Below are 24,787 nucleotides of genomic sequence, written 5' to 3' on the forward strand. Positions count from 1 at the left end.
ACTGCTTTTGGCGGAGAGTGGGGGATTCGAACCCCCGATAGGCTTTTGACCTATACACGATTTCCAATCGTGCTCCTTAAACCACTCGGACAACTCTCCTTCGGTGGCTCCCAGCCTGCGCGGGACTTGACAGGCTAACACGACCGGGGTCCGGAACCAAGCCCGGAATGCAGCGGGGGCGGTCCCGGAAGGGGTGAATAAATATTTAATTCAACGTTGGAGCGCTCCTGTCCTGTCCCTTCCGGCCTTCCCCGGACATGCCCCTGGTGGAAGTGCGGTATGCTCACCTGAACGCAATACGTTGGGAGGAAGTGTGGCCAAGCTGGATCTGGTCATGTTCGAGGAAGAATACAAGCAGCTCCAGGAGATCATCGGTCGCCTCCAGGTGGACTCCAGCAGCAAGGTCGTCTTCCTCGTCGACAAGAATGGACAGCAGATCGCCGCCAGCGGCGATGTGCGGAGCATCGACGCCACCAGCCTCGCCTCCCTCACCGCCGGCAACGTCGCCGCCACGGACGGGCTCGCCAAGCTCATCGGGGAGAAGGAGTTCAGCCTGCTCTTCCACGAGGGGGAGAAGGACAACCTGCACATCTCCATCGTGGGCAAGCGGGGCATCCTGGTGGTGATCTTCGACCAGTCCTCGAGCCTCGCCCTGGTACGGCTGCGGGTCAAGAAATCCAGCCGGGAGCTGGCGGAGATCTTCGAGAAGGTCGAGCAGCGCGCCCAGGCCACGGCCGATGAATCCTCCAGCTTCGAAAGCCCCTTTTCCGAGATCACGGACGAGGACATCGATAAACTGTTCGGCGACTGATCCAGGCACCCTCGGATACCACGATGACATTCATCAATTACGCATCCAGAGAGATCAACTGCAAGATCGTCTACTACGGTCCGGGCCTCTGCGGCAAGACCACGAACATCCAGTGGATCCACGAACAGGCCAACCCCGAGAAGCGCGGCAAGCTGGTGAGCCTGGCCACCGAGACCGACCGGACCCTCTTCTTCGATTTCCTGCCCCTGGACATGGGGATGGTCAAGGGCTTCAAGGTCCGCTTCCACCTGTACACGGTGCCCGGCCAGGTCTTCTACGACGCCTCCCGCAAGCTCATCCTCCGGGGCTGCGACGGCGTGATCTTCGTGGCCGACAGCCAGAGGCCGCGCCTGGAAGCCAACATCGAATCCATCGCCAACCTCGCCACCAACCTCAAGGACAACGGCTTCGACATCCGCACGATCCCCTACGTCCTCCAGCTCAACAAGCGGGACATGCCCACCGCCGCCCCCCTGGGGGAGATGGAGGACCTGCTCCGCTTCCGGAACGAGCCCATGGTCGAGGCCGTCGCCAGCCGGGGCCAGGGCGTCATCGAGACCCTCAAGGCCTGCGCGCGGCAGATCCTCATGGAGCTACAGAGGAGTTGATTCCTGTCCGGAATCCTGTAGAATTGACATTCACGCTTTCCGGCGTAGCTCAGTGGTAGAGCAATCGGCTGTTAACCGATGGGTCGGGGGTTCAAATCCCTCCGCCGGAGCCAAAAAAAACGGGCCCTTTGGGCCCTTTTTTTTGGCTCCGGCAGGGGGATTTGAATCACAGAATTGCTGGCAGGTAGGCGCCGGGAAGGGCAGCCCCGGAAACCCAATGGGACCGGAGATTTTTGCTGTCAATCGTATGAACTTCGGCCCGGGGCTTCGCTGGACCACGTTGAGCTGCGCGAGTGCCAAACGGCTCGCGGCGCGGATCAGAATTTGAACCGGCGGGTCATGGCGTTGATGAACTCCGATACTTTGGCGAGTTCATGCGCCGTTCCGCTGACCTCGGTCACCGTGCACGCCTGCTCGGAAGTGGCACTGGCCATCCGGGTGCTAGCGGAAGCCACCGAATCCACTTGCCGGCCCACCTCCTGGCCGGTCCGCGCCTGCTCGGCGCTTGCGCAGCCGATTTCCTTGAGCCTAGAGGCCACGACCATGATGGACTCGCTGATTTCCACCAACGCCTTCCCCGAGGTGGCGACCGTGGTGTTGCCCGTGGCAATGCTCTCCACGCAGACGGATGCGAGTTCACGCACTTCCTTGGCGGCCGAGCCTGAGCGTTCGGCGAGTTTGCGCACTTCCTCCGCGACCACCGCGAAACCTCTGCCATGCTGGCCCGCCTTGGCGGCCTCGATGGCGGCATTCAACGAGAGCATGTTGGTCTGGGTGGCGATCTCGTCGATGACCCGTATGGCTGTCACGATTTCCGATACGGATTGCTGGATGGCCTCCATGGCTTTGGAAGTCGCGAGTTCCGCCTCCTCGCCCCTGTGAGTGACCGAAAGTGCGTTGTCCATCTTCGCGAGGGCATCCTGCACATGACCGCTCACCTGTTCAATGCTAACCGTAAGCTCATTTACGGCTGCCGCCATCCGCCCCGCCCCATTCTGCTGCGCGAGGGAATCGTTGGCGATGGATTGGGTCGTCGCCGCCATCTCCTCCGCCGTGGCGGACAGTTCTGTGGACCCTGAGGCAATGGTTTGAGCGTGGAGGGCAAGGTCCTTGAAGAACCTTTGGTAGAACTCCATGAAATTGTTGAGGAGGGTGGCAATGTGGGCGAGCTCGTCCCCACCTTCATCCGGAAGGCGGAATGTGAGGTCGGCGCTTCCGGTGGAAAGCACCTCCACGGCATTGTTCAGCTCGGCAAGCCGTTGAAGGACGCTTCGGGTCGTGGTGACGATGATCAGGGTCCCCACCACGAGGGCGGCGATTCCGACGATCAGGGAGAGGGTGATGGAGTGCGCGATGCTCTCCATCGAAGCCTTCCGGGCCACCGCCATGTCCTGTTCTTCCCGATTGGTCAGGGAGAGAAGCTTGCCCCGGATGGCCCGCCATTTCGGGGTCACCTGCCTGTTCAGAAGCGACACCGATGCGACCATGTCCAATTTCTGTTCCCGGACGGGCTGCTGGTCCCGGAGCAGCTCATTCCATTGATTGGTTATTTCAATCAAGAGGCCGTGCCGCTCCGACGCCCCTTCGGTAAGCCTGAGGCCTTCGCGAAGGGCCACGTCGAATTCTTTGACGGCTTGATCGTAGTTCTGATAGGCCTGTTGCCCCTTAGGGTCGAGGATGATGTTGCGAAGCGCCTGACCCGTCTGTAACCCGTTTGCATATAGCTGGGTATAAATAACAAGTTGTGGCGCTTCAACCTCGGAATAATTCTTGAACGTGGTGCTGGCCGATTTCAGGCCAAACGTCGCCACCACGATGGATCCTGCAAGCAGGAAACCGGCTACGGCACTCCCCACCGTCAATTTGATGCCGATGCTTTTCCAATTATAAATCATCGTTTCCCCTCTAATCCATTAATAGCCAATTGGATTTCAAACGTCCGCAAGGCAAGCCCATAAGCGACTTGAACTGATTCTTGGATCTTGATGCCTAGATTATATATGGAGCGCCAAAAGGACCAGAGCCGATCGTGGGGCCACCTGGTTCAGCGAAAGATGAAGTTGTATGCCAATGGAAATCAAACATAGCATAGCTTTATTTCCTGGACCACCCTTGGGGGGGATAATCAATCAGCCTTGAACCTGACCTGAGCCGCTATATATCGTCAGCGTGTTGCCAACCGGCGTCTTGAGCCATTGGCTATTCCTGGCAATGGTAGGACCGCAGCAACCCGTCAAGCATGCCATTCACGGGCACCATCCCAAGGCAAGCACATGTACCTTTTATTGGGTTGACGATGGTCAACTTGGTTGTTGCTGAAATTTCGCATGCCGCAATAAATATGAAATAAGCAATTCTGGCGCGGGCGCCATCCTGCTGGAGAGCCCCCACGCCCAGCAGCCCAGGGTGCTGCTTTGGAACACGCTCATACAGGCAGGCCTGTTCGGCGTCGTGGCCTTCCTAAGGGCCCACCTCAAGAAGGCCCAAGGCCGGCCGGGACGCCGCGGTCCGGCGGAACCCTCGGTTCCCGGGGGCCCGCCCGCAGGGGCCCTTTTTTGGCTCCGGCGGAGGGATTTGGAGTCAGGCATACTGGGGGCATTTCCTTCCCCAGGTGCCCCATGCTGCGTCGGTTCCTCATCCATTCCCTGTCCGCGGTCCTGGTGGCGGCCGTCCCGGGCCAGCGCTGGCTGGATCACTTCAACCGGGACCTGCTCCCCTTCTGGAACGTGCCCGCCGCCTGGGGGACGCCCCGGGGGGACTTTCCCACCTTCCGGTGCAATGACGGCAACCTGTTCAGCCCGGCCAGCCCCTGCCCGGAAATCGCCGACCCGCCGGGGTGGATCAAGGCCAGCGCCGGGATGGAGTTCACCCGCATGAAGTCCCGCCAGACCTTCTTCTACGGCGCCGCCTACCACCTCACCGGGGACCCGGCGATGCTGGCCCTGGCCCGGGACGGTGTGCGGTTCCTGCGCGCGAAGGCCCTGGACAAGGACACCGGGAGCGCGGTGACCTTCTGGGACAAGGGGGTTCCGGGGCCTCCGGTGCTGGAGCGCACCACCCAGGACCTGGCCTACGCGGAACTGGGCATGGCGATGTACTACTACCTCACCCGCGACCCCGAGGTGCTGGCCGACATCGTGCGCCTGAAGGACCACATCTTCACCCGGTACTGGGACAAGGATTGGGGCATGCTCCGCTGGGCCGCCAAGGGCCCCGCGGAGGAGACCGGCCGCCAGGAACTGGTGGCGCAGCTGGACCAGGTGAACGCCTACATGCTGCTCCTGGCGCCCATTCTCCCGGAGCCCCTGCGGACCCAGTGGAAGGCCGACCTGGTCAGGCTGGCCCGGGTGATGGTGGAGAAGTACCATTCCCCCGAGCGGCACCTCTTCTGGGGCACCCTCCACGAGCCCAGGGCCCTGGGCACGCGCCACACCGATTTCGGCCACACCGCCAAGGCCCTGTGGATGATCGGCCGCATCGGGCGCCTCGCCGGGGACGAGGCCCTGGCGCGCTTCGCCGACACCGAGGGCGCCGCCGTCCTGGACATGGCCCTGCTGCCCGACGGCACCTGGGGATCCAAGCTCCGCCGGGACGGCACCGTGGAGCCGTCCAAGGAATGGTGGATCTACGCCGAGCTGGACCAGCTGGCCGCGACCCTGGCCCTCGCCGACCGCAAATGGTCCCGCACCCTGGACGGCACCGCCGCGTTCTGGCTCACCTCCATGGTGGACCCCAGGCACCACGAGGTGTGGGGCTGGGTGGGCCCCCGCGGCGAGACCTACCCCGATTCCCCCAAGATCCACCTGTGGAAGAACGGCTATCACTCCGCCGAACACGCCCTGGTGGGCTACATCACCTCCCGGGCCCTGGAGGCCAAGCCCGCCACCCTCCACTTCGCCCTCCCCGACCCCAAGGCGCCGGTCAACCCCTACTTCTTCGCGGGAACCCCGGGAACGAAGCGGGTCTCGCCCCTGCCGGGCTTTCCCGGCTTGAGCAAGGTCGAGGTGTCCTTTTCCGGAATCCGGTAGCTGGCCCAAGTTCCCGACGCACCCCAATTATCACTAACGAAACCAATAGATAGAAATCCCATGGAAACCGCTGGCTGGCTCCTCAGCCAGGAACGGGCCGAGTTCCACGGCTGATCCCCTTCATCCCTTTCATCCGTTTTCATCCCTGTTCCCGCAGGGCCAGTGATGAGATGGGGCGGCGCGCGCTTGATCTGCATGCGCCGACCCATCCCTGCTCTGGCCCTGCGGGAACAGGGATGAAAACGGATGAACAGGATGCAGGGGATGAAAGAGGGGATCCCCGGCGAGTTGCCCCGATCGAAAACCCACCAGATTGGCCTTTCGCTTTGAAAGGACGGGGTGGGTCGGAACGTTGGTCTAGGTCCTGAACTGCCTCGCCAGCGCCGCGAGGCCTTCGGCGGTGTGGGCGAGCTGATCGGAATGGGCGCTGATGGTCTCCACGGTGCTGGAGAGCTGGACGCTGGCGCTGGCGTTCTCCGTGGCCTTGGCGGCGCTGCGCTCCACCTGGGAGGCCACTTCGGAGCTGGCGGTGGACTGCTCCTCGGCGGAGGCGCTGATCTCCATGGCCATGGAGGTCACCTGGCCGATGTGGTCCCGGATGTCGCCCAGGGCGTCCACGGCGCCCTGCACCGTGGTGCGGCCCTGGGTCACGGCCTCGTTGCTCACCTCGATGAGGCTGGCGATTTCGCGGGCGGACTGGGCGCTGCGTTCGGCCAGCTTCCGCACCTCCTCGGCCACCACCGCGAAGCCCTTGCCCAGGGACCCGGCCTTGGCGGCCTCGATGGCGGCGTTGAGGGAGAGGAGGTTGGTCTGGCGGGCGATCTCCTGGATCACGCGCACCGCCTGCACGACCTTGGTGGTGGCCTCCTCCACCTGGGCCATGGCCACCATGGCGGCCTCGCCGGAGCGATCCCCGGCCTCGGTAGCCGTGACGGCCTCCTGGGCCTGGCGCTGGCTGGCCTTCACATTGGACGCCACCTCCTGGATGGAGGCGGAAAGCTCGGTCATGGCCGAGGCCATGCGCTCCACCGCGATGCGCTCCTCCTCGGAATTGCGGGCCAGCTCGCGGCTGGTGGCGGCGATCTGGTGGGTGGCGGCGGAGAAGCTCTCGGCGGTCTCCGTCACCCGGGTCCCATCGAAGCGGATGCGGTTCACCATGCCCTTGAGGTTGGACTGCATGGTGCGCAGCCTGGCCAGGAGGCTGGTCACGTCCCCGGGCGGCGTGTCGATCTCCACCCGCAGGTCGCCCTGGGCGATCTGCTGGACGATGCCGATGGCCGTGTCGGGATCCCCCCCCAGCTGGAGCCGCTGGGCCCGGATCAGGAGCCAGGCGATGGCCGCCCCGCCCAGGAGCGCCGCCAATCCCCCCGCGCCCAGCAGCCCGATGCCGCCGTCGGCCAGCGCGCCGATCTCCGCGAGTCCCCGGGGGGCCGCGCCGCTGTCCTGGATCTGCTTCACCCCGGCGGAGACCTTCAGGAGCGTGGCCAGGTTCAGGGCCCCGACCAGGGCCACGATTCCCCCCAGGGCCGCGAAACCGGCCACCATGCGCGAACGGGAGGACCAGGACCGCAGGGGCATCCAGGGCTGGGCCGTGGCCTCCGCCATGGACTTGCCGGCGTTGAGGTGCGCGTACACCCGTTCCGCCTCCCGGACCTGGGCCTTGGAAGGACGGCTCCGGATGGAGACGTAGCCGGTGATCTGCCCCCGTTCCATCACCGGCGTGATGTTGGCGTCCACCCAGTAGAAATCCCCGTTCTTGCAGCGGTTCTTGACGATGCCGAACCAGGGCTTGCCGGACTTGGCCGTGGCCCACAGATCGGCGAAGGCCGCCGCGGGCATGAAGGGATGGCGCACGAGGTTGTGGGGCTGGCCCATGAGCTCTTCCGCGGTGAACCCGCTCATGCGCACGAACTCGTCGTTCACGAAGGTGATCCGGCCCTGGGGGTCCGTCATGGAGACGATGAATGCACCATCCTTGAGGTGGTGCTCGACCGAGGTGACCGGTTGGTTGTTTCTCATGGGCAGACCTTCTGGCGGGGCCGGTAACTTGAACTCTTAAATTTATCTTGGAAATACATGACCCGCGAGGTGTAATTTCCCCAACCGCGTCAGAGGGGGGCTTTCGGCGGCATTGCAAGTAAAATCACGGTAAAAGTCAGGGGAGTGCCCTGGGCTGGCCAGGCGATCGTACATGTCCCGGACGTTCGTCCTATGCGTCGGCCCGGCAGGCGGTGAAGTAGTGGCCCAGCACCCGCCGCACGGCGTGGAGGACGATGGCCCTTCCGCTGGGTTCCAGGTCGCCGTCCAGGACGGAATCCAGGGCCATGGGAAGATGCAGGTCCAGGAGCTGGCTCGGCAGGGGACCCGCCGTGGCGTCCAGGAGGCGCTCCACCTCCGCTTCCACGTCCGGGTCGGTCCAGTAGTACCGGGACCGGTCCCGGTAGCTGAAGAGCCGGGTGTAGGACGTGTCCGGGCCATGGTGGTGGTCCTTCCAGTGCACCGGGTCCTTGCGCATGGCGCGGTCCAGCACCTCCCGCAGCTGGATCCCCCTCCCCTCCCCCTGCATCTCCCGGGCCACGTCCTCCAGGGAGAAGAGGGCCTCCCGGCACGCGAAGGTCAGCCAGGGGCCCACCTTGAGGATGCCCACCCCATCCTCCACCAGTTCCCGCAGGACCCCGGGGTGCTGGTAGTCGGTGGCGTGGGCCTCGAACATCCAGGGCCGGCGGCCCGCGATGGCCTTGGTGAGGGGGCGGGCCTTCTTGCGGTTGTAGGGGTGCACCGCGGTCTCGCTGAAATCCACGCCGGGCTGGACCACCAGGGCCACGACCCGGTCCCAGGCGGCGGCCACGCCTTCCCGGGCGAAGGCGGCCTGGAACAGGTCCAGGGACCGGCCCACCTCCGGGGCCGGGGTGACGCGCGGCTCCGCATCCGCCGCGGTGTCCAGGCCCAGCACGTACACCGGGGGCGAACCCGCCGGGTCGTCCTGCCAGGCTCGTTCAGCCAGCAGGCAAAGGGACGCAGCCCGCCGGGCGGCGGTCTCCGGGGAAAGGACCGTACCATCGCCCGCACAGGCGACCGTGGTGTCCAGGTGGAGCTTGCGGTACCCCGCCGCCACGCAGGCCTGCACCAGGGCGCCGGCCTTGCCCAGGGCCTGGGCCGCAGGCTGGAGCCGCCAGGGGCCGGGGCCCAGGTGGTCCCCGCCCAGGATGAGGCGGGAGGTCTCCAGGCCGGCCTCCGCGGCCAGGCCGTGCACGAAGTCCCGGAAGGTTTCCGGCGTCATGCCGGTGTACCCGCCGAGCTGGTTCACCTGATTGCCCGAAGCCTCGATGAGCAGCGGCCCGCCGGTGGCCAGGACCTCGTCCATGGCCGCCCGGACCACCAGGGGATGGGTGGAGCAGATGGACGTCAGGCCCCGGATGCGGCCCAGCCTCCGGCTTTCGCACAGTTCGAGGAGCCGCTCAGGCACTCCATCCTCCAGCCTGGATGCACAGGGCCAAATGGGGTTCCATGGTTTGAATCCTCATTCCAAAGGTTAGCGGTGGTCCCCGGCCCCGTAACCCGAAATTTGGATCGGGGGACCCCCGGGAGGCTAAAATCCCAGGATGAACCCCTCACCCACCAACCTGCCGAACGAAGCGGCCGTCGTCCGGCGGGTGCGGGGGTCCAGCTTTCCCATGAGCGTGGCCGCGGCCCGGGCCGCCGCGGGGGAGGACACCTGGCGGAGCCTCCTCGCGGACCTCTCCCCCCGGGCCCGGGCCCTGGCCGAGGCCCCGCCCCCCTTCGACACCTGGATCGACGCGGACCTGGTGACCGAATGCTGGCTTGCCTTCCGCCGGGCCGGCAACCTGGGCCCGGTGCCGGGGGCCCTGGGGGCGGAAACCATCCGGGTCCGCCACCCCGGCGCCTTCCAGGGCCCGGAGGAGCTGGTGGCGGCCCTGCCGGGCTTCTGGCGGGGATCGGTGGAGGGCGGCGTGATCACGGCGGAGCTCACGGGCCCCCAGTCCGCGGTGGTGCGCATCTGGGCCGCTTGGCCGGTGCCCTGGTTTTTCCAAAGGCATGTGCCCGCCTGGTTCACCCACGGTCTCCAGATCGCCGGCGCCCATGGCGCCGCGGTGCGCCACATCCCCCCCGCGGAACCCGGGGGAACCCTCCATGAGTACCACCTACTCTGGAGTTGATCGGTGCCCAATAATGTGTTCCATTGTTTCATATTCGCATTCATCCTGAGGCCTGGAGACACTAGACCGCGCAACCACCGCAACCCGAGCAGGTCCCCAAGGAGCTTCTTTCGTGGCCTCTGTTCAGCCCGATCCGGATCCGAATGAAATGCTCTTGAAAGATATGGAAGCCTCGGAGCTCGTGGAGCATCTGGCCAAGGCCCGCATGGAAGTGGCCCAGCTCAAGGCCCAGTTGGAGGGGCTCCGGGACCAGGACCCGCTCACGGGCCTGCCCAACCGCTTCCGCCTGGCGGACCGCACGGGCCAGGCCATCCTCATGGCCCACCGCCAAGGCAACATGGTGGCCGTGCTCTTCATCGAACTGGACCGCTTCAAGTCCATCAACCAGACCCTGGGCTTCGCCGATTCCGACGACCTCTGCCTGCAGCTCACCCGGCGCATCTCCGTGCTCCTGCGCCCCGGCGACACCCTGGCCCGGGTGGGCAGCGACCAGTTCGCGGTGCTCCTGCCCGAGGTGCGGGATCCCCTGGAGCCGCTGCGCATCGCCCAGGGCATCCTGGACGCCCTGTGCATCCCCTACCGGGTCTCCAAGCGGGAAGTGCGGCTCACCGCCAGCATCGGCATCAGCCTGTCGCCCCAGGACGGGGACAACGCGTCCACCCTCCAGAAGGAGGCGGAGAACGCCTGCAACCGCGCCAAGGCCGGCGGCGGCAACGCCATCCAGTGCACCACCCTCACCCTCAGCGAAGCCGCCTTCGAGCGCCAGCAGATGGACGCCTTCCTGGGCGAGAGCCTCGTCAAGAACGAGATGCGGATCTTCTACCAGCCGCAGTTCAACATGGAAGGCCACATCGTCGGCATGGAGGCCCTCCTGCGCTGGCAGCACCCGGTGCTGGGCGCCGTGCCCCCCTCCAAGTTCATCCCCCTGGCCGAGGAGAACCTCTTCATCCACACCCTGGGCGAATGGGCCTTGAACAACGCCTGCCGCCAGGCCGCGATCTGGCAGGCCCTGAGTCCCCGGCCCATCAAACTCGCCGTGAACGTCTCGCCGGTGCAGCTGGCCTCGCCGCGGCTGGTGGACTACGTGGCCCGCACCCTGCGCGAATCCCGGCTCAGCCATTCCTGCCTGGAGCTGGAGATCACCGAGAGCAGCCTCCTGAAGAACTCCGACCCGCGCCACACGCCGCTCCACGACCTCAAGGCCCTGGGCGTGCGCATCGGGCTGGACGATTTCGGAACCGGCTACTCGAGCCTCAGCTACCTGCAGCAGCTGCCCATCGACACGTTGAAGATCGACCAGGCCTTCGTGCGCAACATGCACCCCGACCGCCCCGGCGTGATCTCCTCCAACCCCATCGTCCAGACCATCGTGAACCTGGGCAACAACCTGGGCCTGAGCCTCGTGGCCGAGGGCGTGGAGACCCAGGCCCAGAAGGAGACCCTCCACGCCATGGGCTGCCACTCCTTCCAGGGCTACCTCATGGGCCGCCCCATGGAGGCCGCCGCCATGGGCATCCACCTCGAAACCCAGATCAACACCGCCTTCAACGCCCTCCTGGGGCCGCCGATGCAGGACCGGGCGGTGTAGGAGGGTGGGGGGGCCGGGTTCCGGACGTGCGGCCTGATTCGTTGGTGCAGACAAGCTGCGCCAACGGAGGGCCTGCGTCAGGGACCGGGGCGCCGACTACAGGAACAGCAGGAAGCCGTTGACGAAATAGAGGATTCCCGCCGCGCCGACGACCAGGCCCAGCCACCATACCTGCTTCTGCTTGAGGAGGGCGGCGATGGAGGAGAGGAGGATGGCGATCTGGAGGAAGATCACGGCGATGCCGAAGGCGGCGGAGTGCTTCTGGGCCTCCTCCTTCACGTTCTCGAGGCGCTTGGCCTCGGCCTGGATCGCGGCCTTCTCCTGGTCGTAGGTGGCCACCTTCCGGGCCCAGTCGGCGGCTTTCCTGCGCAGGGCCTCGGCCCGTTCCCCGGAGGCGCCCTCGGCCTGCAATTCCAGCTGCTCGCGGCTGATCTCGTAGAGGTTCGATTTCGTGCTCTTGGCCTGGAAGAAGGCCCACTGGTTCGAGGCCATGGCCTGGCTCATGACCGAGCGCGTGGAATAGCCCCCGCCCTTGAAGGTGGCCAGGGTGGCGCACACCGCGAGGATCACCGTCGTCAGGGCGAGGAAGTTCAGCCAGGGTTCTTTCTTTTCGTCAGCCATGCTGGAGATTTCACCGGAGGAGCGGGCCCCCGTCAAGGGTCAGCGCGGCAGGTGCAGGTCGTCGGCGCCGGTGAGCACGCATCCCGCGGGGATGCGGATCTGCGCGCCCAGGGCCACGGTGCCCTTGCCCCGGGGCTCCACGGCGAGGGTCCAGGCCCGCACGCCGGGGACGGCGTCCTCCCGGGACGGCGTGGTTCCCGGCAGGGGCGTGATGCGCACCTTGTCGCTGGAGGCCCGCACCTCCCGGTCCAGGAGCTCCACCTGCACGGCCTCGGCGGTGTCGTTGGAGACCTCCATGCGCTCGCGCAGGGTCCACTGGATGTCCTTGGTGAAGGTGCCCACGGCCTCCTTCAGGGCCTCCACCTGGCGCAGCTCCACCCGCACGCCCCGGTAGGGGCCGAATCCGAACTGGAAGGGGGCCCCGGGCAGGGGCATCTCCAGCTGGGTCTGGCCCACCCGCTGGGTCCCCGCGTAGTGCACCACGGCCGCCCCCGGGAAGAGCGGGATCCCCGCCGGCACCGGGAAGCGCGCCACCCGGTGGACCGTGGGATCCAGGCGAGGCGTGGCCACCAGGGCCAGGGCCGGCTCCAGGTCCCGGCCGAGGATGCGGAAGCGGTGGGCCTCGTTGTCGGCGGGGATGTCCTTGGTCCCTTCCAGGGCCCAGGTGGCCGCGATCCCCCGGGCCTCCTCCAGGGGCTGGGCTTCGGAGACGGTCGCCGGGGCGTTGGCGGCCACCACGTCCAGCACGGCCCTGGGGGCCGGCAGGTACTGGTTCTGGGCCACCCCGGGCGCGAGGCTGCCCAGATTCCTCATGCGCCGCTCCGCCACCTCAAGGGCCGGCACCGCCGAATCCACGAGCCGGGGCCCGGCGTACTGGGCCAGGGCGAGGCTCCGCCCGCTGCGGGCGTTGGTGATCTCCACCTGCACGCGGTTCCAGTCCTCCCCGGTGCCCTGGCGAATGGTCGCGAAGATCGCCAGCTCCAGCTTCCTGCCGTCGGGGGCGAGGCGGGCCTCGTACGTGGGCACCCACCCCGCGCCGCGGGTGCGGTAGGTGAATTCCACCTCCACCTCCCCGGCCCGGTCCGTGGCCACTTCCACCGTGGCCTGGGCGGGGCTGGCGCTGCGTTCCGCGGCGCGCCGGCTCAGATCCACATCCAGGCGCCGGAACTCCTCCCTCACCTTCTCCAGTTCCCGCCGGCGCCGGCGGTCCCGGGTGAGCACTTCGCCGAAGCGGCCCTGGAGGCTGCGGCTCAGGTCCACCACGGCCGCGGCCCCCGGGAGGGCGCCCGTCATGCGCGCGGAGATCTCCTTGTCGTAGCCGGCCTGCAGCCCCGAAAGGAAGGCCAGTTCCTTGGCGATGGACTCCCCTTCGGCCTCCAGGGCATCCTGGCGGTCCCGCACCCCCTCCCACTCGGCCTTGAGGGCCTTGTACTCGGGCGTCTCGGTGACCTTCCGGGGTTCCGCGCCGACGCTCAGGTCGCCCAGGCGCGAACCCTTGGGGCCCGAGGCGGCCACCCGCACGTCGTCCAGTTCCAGGCCCTGGGGCAGATCCTTCAGCAGGAGCCGGTGGACCCCGGGGCCGGCCACCTTGGCCTGGCCCACCCGGGTGACCCAGGCCTCGTCGGGGTGGAGGCGCACCCTGCGGATGGGGGCCGTGAGCGACACGGGGACCTCCGCGGCCAGGGTGAGGGCAAGGCAGGGCAGCAGCCATCGGGTCAGCATGGTCACCTCGGAATTTGACCAGTCTATCCCACCCCGCGCCCCGGATCGTGCAAAGTAGAAGTTAGCCACGGGAGTCCCATGCGCCTGACCATCCTGATCCTCTGCGCCCTTGTCCTACCCCTGCGCGCCGACGCCCTCGGCGCCCTGCGGGCGCGTCTCCAGAAACCCGCGGGGGGCGAGCCGCTCAAGGCCTCCGTGCAGGTGGAGACCTGGAACCGCAAGGGGGACGAGAAGAAGCCGGTCATCAGCCAGGGCAAGGCCACCGCCTGGGCCGAGTCCGGTCCCCAAGGCCTGCGCCTCTCCTGGGGCCGCGACCTCCTGGCCCAGGCCCTCCAGGAGGCCCGCCTCCAAACCGCGGACCCCGAAAAGACCACCCCCACCCGCGAGGCCATGGCCGGCATCGACGCCCTCAGCCTCCAGAACTACTTCGACCCCGGCCCCCAGATCCTCCAGGAACTGGACGGGGCCACGCTCCTGGAGGAGCGCCCCGACACCCTGGACGGGCGGCCCCTGAAGCTCCTCTCCCTGAAGCTGGAACCCCGCATCGGCGCCCGGGAGCGGAAGTACATCAAGGAGCTGGACGCCACCGCCAAGGTCTGGGTGGACGCCGAGGGCACCCCCGTGGCCGCGGAGACCCGCGTCAAGGTGCGCGGCAAGGCCCTCCTGGTGATCAGCTTCCGTTCCGAGCAGCACGACGCCTACCGCTTCGGGAGGGTGGGCGGCAGGCTCGTCACCGTGCACCACGTGCACGAAAGCAGCGGCTCCGGGGGCGGGGAGTCCGGCCAGTCCCGAAAGGTGGCGACGCTGACCTTCAGCGGGTCCTGAGGGGGCCCTCCACGGCCAGGGCCGCCGCCAGGGACATGGGCACCGCCGCCAGCGCGAGCAGGGCCGCCAGCGCCCCGGCGGTGAGCGCCAGGGACACCAGGTGCAGCACCGGCACGAAGAGCGCCACCGCCACCCCCGCCCCGGCCAGGGCCAGCCGGGGGCGCCCGGTCAGGTCGGCCAGCACCAGGGACCCGAAGCCCGCCAGCAGCGGCACGGAAAACAGGAAGGTCCCCCCGGGCAGCACCCGGGCCATGGCGGCCATCACCAGCAGATTGAGCCCCATGGCCCCCAGGAGGGCCGAGCGCGCCCGGCTCCGCAGGGCCAGGGCGTAGGCCGCCAGGGCCACCACCAGCAGCAGGCCCCAGGTCATCGGCCGCTCCAGGGGCACGTTGGGCATGTAGGTGAAGCGCCACGGGATCCCCGTGGCCCTGGAGGCCAGGAAGCTCGCGGCCGCCCCCGCGCCCAGGGCCGCCGCGGCCAGGCCCGTCCAGGCCAGGAACCACCCCGCGATGGCCGCCACCTTCGCCCGCCCCCGGCCCAGGTTCCACACCATGACCCCATGGAAGGCCAGCACCAGGAAGAGGGACAGGGCCCGGTCCCACCGCGTGGACCAGGACACCAGGATGCCCGGGAAGCACGTGAAGAAGACCATGTCCTCCCCCGAGGCGAAGGCCCCCTTCCCGGCCAGGGCGGGGTCCGCCGCGTAGGCCCGCACCATGGGCAGGACCTGCTCTCCGTAGTGCTGCAGGGAGGCCAGGGAGACATTGCCCGGATGGTCCCGGGGCGTGTGGTAGAAGGAGAGGTCGTCCAGCACGGCGAAGTTCATCCCGGGCAGTCCGGCCCGCTGGAAGACGGTGAAGTCCGTGCCGTTGGGCATGCGCCGGTAGACCTCCGGCGCGAAGGAGTACCCGAAGGGCCACCGGGCCTTGCGGAAGAGCCGGATGGTCGCGAGGTTCCGCCTCCCCGTCTCGAACATCACGGCCGGGCCCCGCACGCCGCGGGCCTCGAGGTTGATCACCAGGTTCACGTCCCGGTAGAGGTCCGCGTTGCGCTCCATCTCCGCGCGCGCCCCCAGGAGCCCGGACTCCTCGGCGTCCGTGAAGAGGAAGCGCACCCCGTTCTCCAGGGGTTGCGGGGACCGGGCCAGGAGGCCCGCCATCTCGAGCATGGCCGCCATGCCCAGGCCGTCGTCGCCCGCCCCCAGGGAGCCGGGCACCGCGTCGTAGTGGGAGACCAGCAGCACCGAGGAGCCGCTGCGGCCCGGAAGGGACGCCGTGATGTTCTCCAGCGGGTAGCGCAGCCCGGCGCGGTCGGTGACTTCGGGATGGCGCAGGGTTCCGGGGTTGAGCCCCGCGGCCCGGAGGCCGGCGCGCAGGTAGTTCCGCACGGGTTCGAGGCTGGCCTGGTCCCCCACGGTGTGGGGGGCCCGGGCGAGGGCGTCGAGGTGGGCCCGGGCCCGCAGGGCGGAAAAGCCGGGCCCGGCCGGGGCGGGGGAAGGCAGGATCAGGGCGCCGAGCCCCAGGAGGAGGCCCGCGGCCAGCGCCCCCAGGGCGGGCAGGTGGCGCTTCACGGGAGCACCTCCCCGGCGTCGCACCGGGCATCCAGGCCCGAGGCGTCCCCGGGCGCCAGGTCAACGCCGGACCGTTCCCGCACCTTGGCGAGGGTGGTGGCGTAGGCCATCCAGGCCCCCGCCTCCAGGCCCTCCTCGTGCGGGATGATCCAGGCGCAGGCCCGGGTGGCGCCCCCGGGCGTGATCCAGATGACGGCCTTCCACAGGGCCATGGGCACGGCGATCCCCTTGGTGGAGATGACGGCCTCCCCGCCCAGCACCGGTCCCGTGTACACCCAGATCCGCGCCGATCTCCCGGTCAGCCCCGGCCGGAAGCCGCCTCCGGTGCGGGCGCCGCTCACCGCCTCCTCCAGGCGGGACCAGATGCCCCCGTTGTGCCTCTGCAGCTGGGGAACCATGTTGGCCATGGAGAAGGTCTCCCGGGCCGCCCCCGCGCCGAAGGCATAGGCGATGGCCGCGAAGGGCGTCATGTGGCCCCGGCTGTAGCCCGTCCCGGCGTAGTCGCGGGTGGTGACCCGGGCCTCGGTGGCCTCCTCCGTGAAGAACGGCATGCCCTTCCTCGCCACGGGCTCCGGCTCCCCCTGGGGTCCGCTGACGGTGTAGACGCTCCAGAGCGGCACCTTGCGGGTCTCGGAATAGCCCAGGGTGTAGGCCGTGTAGGCCACCACCGTCACGGGCTCGGGGCTCCGGGGCTGCACGCCCCCGAAGAAGACGTCGGCGGCGAAGGCGCCCAGGGCCGCCAGCATCAGGATCGCGATGCGCAGAGCTTTCACGGAGTCTCCATCCGCCGGGCTCCGGCGGTCGCAGGAACTGTAGAATTGGTTCCATGAAGGTTATCACGCAGAGGCACCCTTGACCCGGCCCCGCGAACTCGGCCCCGGCCTGATCTTCGCCATGGCCTGCGCCTGCGGCATCGCCGTGGCGAACATCTACTACAACCAGCCCATGATCGGCATCCTCCGGCGGGTCTTCCCGGGCGGCATGGCGGTGGGGCTCATCCCCACCGTCACGCAGCTGGGCTACGCCGCGGGCCTCTTCTTCCTGGTGCCCCTGGGCGATCTCCTGGAGCGGCGCCGCCTGATCACGGCGCAGTTCATGGGCCTGGTGGCGGCGACCCTCATGGCCGCGGCGGCGCCCAGCGGCTGGGCCCTGGTGGCCGCCTCGCTCCTCATCGGCGTGGGATCCACCGTCGCCCAGCAGATCCTGCCCGTGGCCGCGTCCCTGGCTTCCGACCACCGCCGGGGCGCCGTGGTGGGCGGCGTCATGAGCGGCCTGCTCACCGGCATCCTCCTGAGCCGGACCCTGTCGGGTTTCGTGGCGGCCCACTGGGGCTGGCGATCCGTGTTCCGGCTGGCGGTCCCCATGGCTCTGGCCGGAGCCGCGGTGATGCGGCTGCTGCCCGCGAGCCTTCCGTCGACGTCCATGGGGTACGGGCGGCTCCTGGGATCCCTCCTCCACCTCTGGCGCGGGGAGCCCCGACTGCGCCGGGCGACGCTCACCCAGGCCCTGCTCTTCGCGGCCTTCAGCGCCTTCTGGACGACCCTGGCCCTGCACCTGGAGCAGCCCCCCTTCCTGCGGGGCGCGGACCTGGCCGGACTGTTCGGAGTGATCGGCGCCATCGGGATCCTCGCGGCCCCCCTCGCGGGGCGCGTGGCGGACCGCAGGGGCCCGGGGCCCGTGGTGACGACGGGCGCGGGCGTGGTGCTGGCGGGGTGGCTGCTGCTCGTGGCCTGGGACTCCCTCGTGGGCATGGCGGTGGGCGTGGTGCTCCTGGACTTCGGGGTTCAGAGCGCCCTCATCGCCCACCAGCAGCTGGTCTTCGGGCTGCGGGCCGAGGCCCGGAACCGCCTGAATACCCTCTTCATGACCGGCATGTTCCTCGGGGGGAGCGCGGGTTCCAGCGGCGCCATGGTGGCCTGGAGGACCCTGGGATGGCACGGCGTGGGCGCCTTCGGCATCCTCCTGGCCCTGGCCGCGGCCGCACTGCAGTTCAGTCCGCGTGCCGCGCGGTCCTGATATAATCCAGGCCATTCCCGGAGAGATCATGAGCGAAGCCTGGAGCTATATCCAGAACGGAGCCACGCAGGGCCCCGTGCCCCAGGAGGTCCTGCAGGAACTCCTGGCCACCGGCCAGGTCCGCCCCGGCGATCTGGTGTGGCGCCAGGGCCTTCCGGACTGGACCCCGGCGGGGACCCTTCCCGAGCTCCGCGCGGTCCCGCCGCCTCCCCAGGTGTTCCCGGGCGCCCTGCCCCCGCCGGCCGCCGAGGCCGTCCCGGCCGCGGTGGTGGAGGCCCTGCGCGCCACCCGGCCCTGGGTGCGCTTCATGGGCGTGCTGGGCATCCTCGGCACGGTCTTCCTCGCCGTCATCGCCCTGGTGTTCCTGGGCATGACCCAGGGCCCCCTGCGGGGCATGCCCCAGGGCCTGCGCATGGTGCTCCCCGGCTTCTACCTCGTCATGGCCGCCTTCCAGGTGCCCCCCGTGATCTTCCTGAACCGCTACGCCAGCCGCATCACGGACCTGCTCGCCGACGGCGGCCCCGAGGCCCTGGCGGAGGCCCTGCGGGCGCAGAAATCCTTCTGGCGCTACGTGGGCATCATGACCCTGGTGGTGCTGTGCCTCTACATCCTGGGCGCCCTTGTGGGCATCGGCGCCGCGGTCCTCCTGGGCGGCCTCCGGCATTTCTGATCGCCCTTTGCTCTTGACCGATCGTTCCAATTACCTATAGTGGGTCCATGGCCAGGACCAAGGCATTCGACCGGGACGAGGCCCTGCAGGGGGCCCTGGACACCTTCCGGGTCAAGGGGTTCGAAGCCACGTCCATCCAGGAGCTGGTGGCCGGGATGGGCATCAACCGCCAGAGCATCTACGACACCTTCGGCGACAAGGAGGCCCTGTACCACGCCGCCCTGGAGCGCTACCTCGAGCTGAACCGGGCCTCCATGGCCACCCTCCTGGAGGGCCCGGAACCCCTGCGCCGCGCCCTGGCCACCCTCTTCGGGTGGGCCATCGATCACCTCGTCGCCAAGGGGGGCCTCCCCTGCTTCCTGGCCCAGGCGGCCCTGGAGCGCGGCGCGGACAGCCCCGCCTCCGCCGTGTGCGTGAAGGCCGCCTTCGGGGAGAACCTCCGGCGCATGGAGACCCGCCTGCGCCGGGCCCAGGCGGAGGGCGAACTGGGTCCCCACCACGACCCGGCGGCCCTGGCCCGCATGTTCCAGAACACCCTCCACGGCCTCCAGGTCACCTTCCGCTCCGGCGCCAGCCGCGAAGACCTGGAAGCCATCGTCCGCGTGACCCTGTCCGTCCTCGGATGATTTTTTTTCCATAATTTTGGAACGAATGTTCCATATAAGGAGTCCGCCATGACCCGCCTCCAAGGCAAGATCGCCCTCATCACCGGCGGCACCACCGGCATCGGCCTGGCCGCCGCCCGCAGCTTCCACGCCGAAGGCGCCCGCGTCTTCGTCACCGGCCGCAACCCGGAGACCCTGGCGGCCGCCCGGGAAGCCCTCCCCAAGGACATCACCGTGCTCCAGGCCGACAGCGCCTCCCTGGCCGACCTGGACCAGGTGGTGGCCCGGGTGAAGGCCGAGGCCGGACGCATCGATGTCCTCTTCGTGAACGCCGGCATCGGCAAGTTCGTGCCCATCGAGGCCGTGGACGAGGCCCACTGGGACGGCATCATGGACGTGAACCTCAAGGGCGCCTTCTTCCTCGCCCAGAAGGCTCTGCCCCTGCTGCCCCGGGGCGCCTCGGTCATCTTCACCACCAGCGTGGTGGACCGGAAGGGCTTCCCCAACGCGGCCGTCTATTCCACCTCCAAGGCGGGCCTGGCCGGCCTGGTGCGGGTGCTCGCCACCGAGTTGGCCCCCCGGGGCATCCGCGTGAACAGCCTGGCCCCCGGCCCCATCGCCACCCCCATCCACGCCAAGCTCGGCCTCCCCCCCGAAGCCATGGCCGGCATGGAAGAGCGCCTGAAGGAGATGGTGCCCCTCAAGCGCCTGGGCCTGGACACCGAGGTGGCCAAGGCCGCCCTGTTCCTGGCCTCCGACGACGCCTCCTACATCACCGGCGAGGAACTGCTGGTGGACGGCGGCGCGGCCATCGCCTGAAGCTGGAATGCCTGAATGAACCCATTCCGCCCGGATTCCAGGTAGCTGCCGGGGTCCGTTTTTATCGTATTCAGAAAGGCCCGGCCTGCTATGCATGTCGGTAGCCATATGCATAGAAAACCGAAAAAAGTATACACATGGCAATGAACATGCATAGAAAAGCGGTATTCTCTATGTGCATCATTGCCTGGAATCTGATATGGCAACACTCAAGTCATTGGACCACCTGGACCCTGCCCGATTCGAAACCGCTGTGATTTTGAGGAAGTTAGCGAGCGCGAGCCGCTGCCTGGCTGAACTCAAGGGCGTGGCAGCCTCGATCCCGAATCAGGGAATCCTCATCAACACCCTCGGCCTGCAGGAGGCGAAGGACAGTTCAGAGATCGAGAACATCGTCACCACCCACGACGAGCTTTTCAAGGGAGAGGACGCGACCCAGGAGGCGATAGACGCAGCGACCAAGGAGGTCCTTCGATACCGCCAGGCACTCCGCAAAGGGTTCACGTTGGTCACGGAATCAGGGCTGCTCACCCTGAACCATATGTTGTCCATCCAGGAAGTGCTGGAGCAGAACCGTGCGGGATTCAGGAAACTTCCCGGCACCGCCCTGAAGAACAGCGCGGGAGACGTGGTCTACACGCCCCCGCAGGACCTGCAGGAAGTCCAGCGCCTCATGGGCGAACTGGAGCGATTCATGAACGGGGATCCCCTCTTCGACGCGGATCCCCTCATCAAGATGAGCCTGATCCACCACCAGTTCGAAAGCATCCAACCCTTCTATGACGGGAACGGGCGCACAGGGCGCATCCTGAATGTCCTGTACCTCGTGAAAGAGGATCTGCTGGATATTCCGGTGCTGTACCTCAGCAGCCAGATCGTGAAGACCAAGGCGGAATATTACCGGCGGCTCCAGGCCGTGAGGGACGAGGACGCCTGGGAAGCCTGGGTGTTCTACATGCTGGATGTGGTCGAGAAGACCGCAGCTCAAACGATCCGGACGATTGGTGCCATCAAGGACGCGCTCCAGGACTACAAACACCGCATCCGGGCAAAGCACAAGTTCTACAGCCAGGATCTCATCAACAACCTGTTCACCCACCCGTACACTCGCATCGAGTTTGTGGAGCGGGACTTGAAGGTGTCGCGCCTCACGGCGACGCGATACCTGGACAAGCTCGCGGAGGACGGGTTCCTGGCGAAGCAGAAACGAGGGCGGGTCAACTACTACATCAACATCGCCCTGACCGCGATTCTCATGGGGCGCCGCCCCGAGGGGCCGGCGGAGTAGATGCGATCCCCCGTTCTGGGCCCCCAGGTCGCCCGGCTGCCCCGAAAAATTCATCGGCAGACGGTTGACGGGTTAATGGTTCGGAACCATACTATCCAGGTCTCAACCAAGAGGACCCCCTTGACCCCCTGTCCCGTTTCCCAGTTCCGGTCCCCCAAATACGAGCGTATTCAACGCTTAGTGGAGCGTCTGGGCGCGCCTTCCATGGACCGGTACAGCCTGGAAGCCTACCTGCTGCTCATGAGCGTCTCGGACGAGGTGCGGGAGATCGCCAACACCAAGCTCTCCTGCCACGGGCTGGGCGAGGGGCGCATCATGACCCTCGTCCTGCTCCTGGAGAACCAGCCGGAGCCCCTGTCCCACTCCCGGCTGGCGGAACTCATGTCCGTCACCAAGGGCAGCATCACCGGGCTGGTGGACAGCCTCGAACAGGACGGGCTGGTCAAGCGCATCGAGGCCCCCGAGGACCGGCGCACCCGCCTCATCGCCATCACCCCGGCCGGGCTGGACCTGGTCAATGTCTACCTCCCCCAGAAGTGGCGGGGGATCGAGCAGCTCATGTCCCACCTGTCCCTGGAGGAACGGGACACCCTGGTCGGCCTTCTGCAGAAGGTCCAGGAAGGCCTCCCCGCGTATCGGGGCGAATAGCGCCCCCGGTTCCATTCCCAGCATCCGAATCCATCCCCGGGCCGGAGGGCTGCCGAAAGGCTGCCCGGCCCTCCTTCACCCACCTGCGAGGTCCCCCATGCCTGCTTCCACCCCCCAGACCTCCGGCGCGGCCGCGCTCGAGGCGGTCGATTCCATCGATATCCCCCTCCCGGAGGCCCCCGCGGCGGCCCCGGTCTCCAAGCGCCGCCGGCTGGCGTCCATGCTCGCCGCCGGCGCGCTGGCGGCCGGTTCCCTGGGGGGCGCCTACTACCTGCGCCAGGTGGCGCCCTTCGAATCCACCGACGACGCCTTCATCGACGGCCACATCATCGGCATCAGCCCGCAGGTGTCGGCCCAGGCCGCGGTGGTGCACGTGGACGACAACCAGATGGTGCACAAGGGCGATCTCCTGGTGGAGCTGGACCCCACCGATTTCCAGGTGGCCCTGAGCCAGGCCCGGGGCGCCGAGGCGGCCTCCCGGGGCAAGCTCGCCCAGGCCCAGGCCGGGGTGGCGGCCGCGGAAAGCGCGGTGCTGGAAGCCCAGGCCACCCTCCATTCCGTGCAGGCCACCTTCGAGAACGCCGAGACCGAGCTGCGCCGGCTGCAGGGCGTGGACGCCCGGGCCCGCTCCCAGCGGGACCTGGACACCGCCGTCGCCGCCCGCAAGACCTCCTTCGCGGCCCAGGAGCGGGCCCAGGCCCAGGTGCGCTCCGCCCAGGCCCAGGTGATCCAGGCCCGGGCCAACGTCACCGCGGCCGAGGGGGACTACCAGAAGGCCCAGGCCGACACCCGCAAGGCCCAGGTGAACCTGGACCACTGCCGCATCCTGGCCCCCGAGGACGGCCGCGTCACCGGCAAGGCCGTGGACGCGGGCGCCTACGTCACCCCCTCCAACCCGCTCTTCCAGATCGTGCCGGCCAAGGTCTGGGTGGTGGCCAATTTCAAGGAGACCCAGCTCAAGCACATGGCCCCGGGCCAGCCCGTGGAGGTGAGCGTGGACGCCTTCCCCAACCTCACCCTCACGGGCCGGGTGGATTCCATCCAGTCCGGCACCGGCTCGCGCTTCAGCGTCATCCCCACCGAGAACGCCACGGGCAACTTCGTGAAGGTCGTCCAGCGCGTCCCCGTGAAGATCCTCCTGGACAACGACAAGCTGGGCCAGCTGGCCCCGGGCATGTCCGTGGAACCCAAGGTGCGGGTGCATTCCTGACGCCCCGGAGAACGAGCCGACCATGCCCTTTCCCAGAACCCCCAACAGCGCCGCCAAGCCCGGCGTGAACCCGTGGATCGTCGCCGTGGTGATCTCCCTGGCCACGTTCATGGAAGTGCTGGACACCAGCATCGCCAACGTGGCCCTGGGCCACATCGGCGGCAGCCTGGGCGCCAGCCAAAGCCAGGCCACCTGGGTGCTCACCAGCTACCTGGCCGCCAACGCCATCATCATCCCCATCAGCGGCTGGCTCTCCAATACCCTGGGCCGCAAGCGCTTCTACATGATCTGCGTGGCCCTGTTCACCTTCAGCTCCTTCCTGTGCGGCATCGCCCCGTCCCTGGGCGTCCTGCTGCTGTGCCGGGTGGTCCAGGGCGCCGGCGGCGGCGGCCTGGCCCCCAGCGAACAGAGCATGCTGGCCGACACCTTCCCCGGCAAGTACTTCGGCATGGCCTTCGCGGTGTACGGCGTCGCCGTGGTGGCCGCGCCGGCCATCGGCCCCACCCTGGGCGGCTGGATCACCGACAACTTCTCCTGGCGCTGGATCTTCTTCATGAACGTGCCCGTGGGCCTGGTGTCCCTCCTGCTCACCCAGCGGCTCATCCAGGATCCGCCCAAGGCCGAGGGCCAGAAGAAGCCCGTGCGGGTGGACGCCATGGGCTTCGCCTTCGTGGTGCTGGCCTTCGGCGCCCTGCAGGTGTTCCTGGACAAGGGCCAGGAATCCGACTGGTTCGGATCGCCCACCATCGTCGTCCTCTTCCTCCTCACCCTGGCCGGCTTCATCGGCCTGGCGGTGTGGGAGACCCTCGTCGAGAAGGACCCCGTGGTGGACCTGCCCCTGCTGCGCAACGGCAACCTGGCCACCTCCATGGGCCTGCAGTTCGTGGTGGGGTTCATCCTCAATTCCACCACCGTCCTGGTGCCGCTCCTGGCCCAGCAGCTCCTGGGCTACGACGCCACCCAGGCCGGGCTGGTGCTCATGCCGGGCGGGCTGATGCTCATGGTGATGATGCCCGTGGCCGGGACCCTCGTGCGCAGGGTGCAGCCCAAGTACCTCATGGCCTTCGGCCTCTCGCTCCTGGCCCTGTCCCTGGTGATGATGTCGGGCTTCACGGCCCAGATCGCCTTCCACAACCTCCTGTGGGCGCGGCTCATCCAGTGCCTGGGGCTGCCGCTGTTCTTCATCCCCCTCAACACCATCGCCTACGGCAACCTGCCCCCGGGAAAGAGCAACCAGGCCAGCGCCATGATGAACCTCATGCGCAACCTGGGCGGCAGCATCGGCATCGCCGTGGCCACCACCCTCCTGGTGCGCCGCGCCCAGGTGCACCAGGCCTACCTGGCGGCCACCGCCACCCGGGCCAATATGCCCCTCATGCACCACCTGCACGCCACCGGAGGGCTCACCCCCAAGGGCCTGGCGGGCTTCTACAACCAGGTGCAGGTGCAGGCGGCGATGCTCTCCTACCTGGATGTGTTCCGCATCCTCACCGTCGCCTGCGGGATCGTCATCGCCGTGGTCCTGATGCTCCGTCGCGTGCGCAAGGACGTCCAGCCGGTGATGGGCCACTGACCCCCCG

At 67.9% G+C, this 24,787-nt stretch carries 21 protein-coding genes and 2 tRNA genes; 15 read left to right on the plus strand and 8 right to left on the minus strand.

Translation table 11 applies throughout. The features are described from left to right. Positions 1 to 8: 8 nt before the first annotated feature. Positions 9 to 99 (minus strand) — tRNA-Ser (locus R2J76_RS17740). Positions 100 to 313: 214 nt separating this feature from the next. On the opposite strand from R2J76_RS17740, the gene R2J76_RS17745 reads away from it, so the two are divergent. The 3 genes from R2J76_RS17745 to R2J76_RS17755 all read left to right on the plus strand — a co-directional run bounded on the left by R2J76_RS17745 (position 314) and on the right by R2J76_RS17755 (position 1,532). After that, positions 314 to 811 (plus strand): roadblock/LC7 domain-containing protein, encoded by a 498-nt coding sequence (locus R2J76_RS17745; RefSeq protein WP_316412985.1) that lies wholly within the window; start codon positions 314 to 316, stop codon positions 809 to 811. A 23-nt stretch (positions 812 to 834) separates the two neighbouring features. Then, on the plus strand, positions 835 to 1,419 hold the full coding sequence (locus R2J76_RS17750) for a GTP-binding protein (RefSeq protein WP_316412986.1): 585 nt from the start codon (positions 835 to 837) through the stop codon (positions 1,417 to 1,419). Between the two features lie 38 nt (positions 1,420 to 1,457). Next, a tRNA-Asn gene (locus R2J76_RS17755) sits at positions 1,458 to 1,532 on the plus strand. 204 nt (positions 1,533 to 1,736) lie between these two features. Here R2J76_RS17755 and R2J76_RS17760 read toward each other — a convergent pair. After that, positions 1,737 to 3,314: a methyl-accepting chemotaxis protein gene (locus R2J76_RS17760; RefSeq protein WP_316412987.1), complete on the minus strand. Its 1,578-nt coding sequence runs from the start codon at positions 3,312 to 3,314 to the stop codon at positions 1,737 to 1,739. Between the two features lie 723 nt (positions 3,315 to 4,037). Here R2J76_RS17760 and R2J76_RS17765 point away from each other — a divergent pair. Next, the gene (locus R2J76_RS17765) at positions 4,038 to 5,447 is read left to right on the plus strand and encodes an AGE family epimerase/isomerase (RefSeq protein WP_316412988.1); all 1,410 of its coding nucleotides are present in this window, start codon (positions 4,038 to 4,040) and stop codon (positions 5,445 to 5,447) included. A 357-nt stretch (positions 5,448 to 5,804) separates the two neighbouring features. Here the strand turns inward: R2J76_RS17765 and R2J76_RS17770 are convergent, their stop codons facing one another. Both R2J76_RS17770 and R2J76_RS17775 read right to left on the minus strand, forming a co-directional pair. Further along, the gene (locus R2J76_RS17770) at positions 5,805 to 7,466 is read right to left on the minus strand and encodes a methyl-accepting chemotaxis protein (RefSeq protein ID WP_316412990.1); all 1,662 of its coding nucleotides are present in this window, start codon (positions 7,464 to 7,466) and stop codon (positions 5,805 to 5,807) included. Between the two features lie 190 nt (positions 7,467 to 7,656). Continuing rightward, positions 7,657 to 8,913 carry a class II D-tagatose-bisphosphate aldolase non-catalytic subunit gene (locus R2J76_RS17775; protein ID WP_316412991.1) on the minus strand — a complete coding sequence of 419 codons (1,257 nt, stop codon included), beginning with the start codon at positions 8,911 to 8,913 and terminating at the stop codon, positions 7,657 to 7,659. 136 nt (positions 8,914 to 9,049) lie between these two features. On the opposite strand from R2J76_RS17775, the gene R2J76_RS17780 reads away from it, so the two are divergent. Together R2J76_RS17780 and R2J76_RS17785 are read left to right on the plus strand one after the other, a co-directional pair. Beyond that, positions 9,050 to 9,625, plus strand: a complete 576-nt coding sequence (locus R2J76_RS17780) for a hypothetical protein (RefSeq protein ID WP_316412992.1) — start codon at positions 9,050 to 9,052, stop codon at positions 9,623 to 9,625. A 148-nt stretch (positions 9,626 to 9,773) separates the two neighbouring features. Further along, the gene (locus R2J76_RS17785; RefSeq protein ID WP_316412993.1) at positions 9,774 to 11,213 is read left to right on the plus strand and encodes a putative bifunctional diguanylate cyclase/phosphodiesterase; all 1,440 of its coding nucleotides are present in this window, start codon (positions 9,774 to 9,776) and stop codon (positions 11,211 to 11,213) included. 96 nt (positions 11,214 to 11,309) lie between these two features. Here the strand turns inward: R2J76_RS17785 and R2J76_RS17790 are convergent, their stop codons facing one another. Together R2J76_RS17790 and R2J76_RS17795 are read right to left on the minus strand one after the other, a co-directional pair. After that, positions 11,310 to 11,834 (minus strand): DUF4337 domain-containing protein, encoded by a 525-nt coding sequence (locus R2J76_RS17790; protein WP_316412994.1) that lies wholly within the window; start codon positions 11,832 to 11,834, stop codon positions 11,310 to 11,312. 39 nt (positions 11,835 to 11,873) lie between these two features. Beyond that, positions 11,874 to 13,556: a mucoidy inhibitor MuiA family protein gene (locus R2J76_RS17795; RefSeq protein ID WP_316412995.1), complete on the minus strand. Its 1,683-nt coding sequence runs from the start codon at positions 13,554 to 13,556 to the stop codon at positions 11,874 to 11,876. Positions 13,557 to 13,634: 78 nt separating this feature from the next. On the opposite strand from R2J76_RS17795, the gene R2J76_RS17800 reads away from it, so the two are divergent. Continuing rightward, positions 13,635 to 14,381 carry a hypothetical protein gene (locus R2J76_RS17800; protein WP_316412996.1) on the plus strand — a complete coding sequence of 249 codons (747 nt, stop codon included), beginning with the start codon at positions 13,635 to 13,637 and terminating at the stop codon, positions 14,379 to 14,381. Here the strand turns inward: R2J76_RS17800 and R2J76_RS17805 are convergent. Continuing rightward, entirely contained in the window at positions 14,368 to 15,951 is a 1,584-nt protein-coding gene (locus tag R2J76_RS17805; protein ID WP_316412997.1) for a M28 family peptidase, read from the minus strand. The genes R2J76_RS17800 and R2J76_RS17805 overlap by 14 nt on opposite strands. Next, positions 15,948 to 16,724, minus strand: a complete 777-nt coding sequence (locus tag R2J76_RS17810; RefSeq protein ID WP_316412998.1) for a DNA/RNA non-specific endonuclease — start codon at positions 16,722 to 16,724, stop codon at positions 15,948 to 15,950. The genes R2J76_RS17805 and R2J76_RS17810 overlap by 4 nt, the downstream gene beginning before the upstream one ends. Positions 16,725 to 16,845: 121 nt before the next feature. Here R2J76_RS17810 and R2J76_RS17815 point away from each other — a divergent pair, with 121 nt between their 5' ends. The 8 genes from R2J76_RS17815 (at position 16,846) to R2J76_RS17850 (ending at position 24,780) form a co-directional block, all read left to right on the plus strand. Further along, on the plus strand, positions 16,846 to 17,967 hold the full coding sequence (locus R2J76_RS17815) for an MFS transporter (protein ID WP_394366849.1): 1,122 nt from the start codon (positions 16,846 to 16,848) through the stop codon (positions 17,965 to 17,967). Positions 17,968 to 17,995: 28 nt separating this feature from the next. Continuing rightward, positions 17,996 to 18,637 carry a DUF4339 domain-containing protein gene (locus R2J76_RS17820; RefSeq protein ID WP_316413000.1) on the plus strand — a complete coding sequence of 214 codons (642 nt, stop codon included), beginning with the start codon at positions 17,996 to 17,998 and terminating at the stop codon, positions 18,635 to 18,637. Positions 18,638 to 18,684: 47 nt separating this feature from the next. Next, positions 18,685 to 19,263 carry a TetR/AcrR family transcriptional regulator gene (locus tag R2J76_RS17825; RefSeq protein WP_316413001.1) on the plus strand — a complete coding sequence of 193 codons (579 nt, stop codon included), beginning with the start codon at positions 18,685 to 18,687 and terminating at the stop codon, positions 19,261 to 19,263. A gap of 48 nt (positions 19,264 to 19,311) precedes the next feature. After that, complete coding sequence (locus tag R2J76_RS17830) at positions 19,312 to 20,061, plus strand: SDR family oxidoreductase (protein ID WP_316413002.1); 750 nt, start codon at positions 19,312 to 19,314, stop codon at positions 20,059 to 20,061. A 199-nt stretch (positions 20,062 to 20,260) separates the two neighbouring features. Beyond that, the gene (locus R2J76_RS17835; RefSeq protein WP_316413003.1) at positions 20,261 to 21,349 is read left to right on the plus strand and encodes a Fic family protein; all 1,089 of its coding nucleotides are present in this window, start codon (positions 20,261 to 20,263) and stop codon (positions 21,347 to 21,349) included. 204 nt (positions 21,350 to 21,553) lie between these two features. Next, positions 21,554 to 21,997, plus strand: coding sequence for a MarR family winged helix-turn-helix transcriptional regulator (locus R2J76_RS17840; protein WP_316413004.1), 444 nt, complete (start codon positions 21,554 to 21,556; stop codon positions 21,995 to 21,997). 97 nt (positions 21,998 to 22,094) lie between these two features. Next, a complete protein-coding gene (locus R2J76_RS17845) occupies positions 22,095 to 23,207 on the plus strand; it encodes an HlyD family secretion protein (protein WP_316413005.1) in 1,113 nt (370 codons plus the stop codon). A 22-nt stretch (positions 23,208 to 23,229) separates the two neighbouring features. After that, positions 23,230 to 24,780 (plus strand): DHA2 family efflux MFS transporter permease subunit, encoded by a 1,551-nt coding sequence (locus R2J76_RS17850; RefSeq protein ID WP_316413006.1) that lies wholly within the window; start codon positions 23,230 to 23,232, stop codon positions 24,778 to 24,780. Positions 24,781 to 24,787: the final 7 nt, after the last annotated feature.

It is taken from the genome of Mesoterricola silvestris (genome assembly GCF_030295405.1).
Taxonomy (GTDB): domain Bacteria; phylum Acidobacteriota; class Holophagae; order Holophagales; family Holophagaceae; genus Mesoterricola; species Mesoterricola silvestris.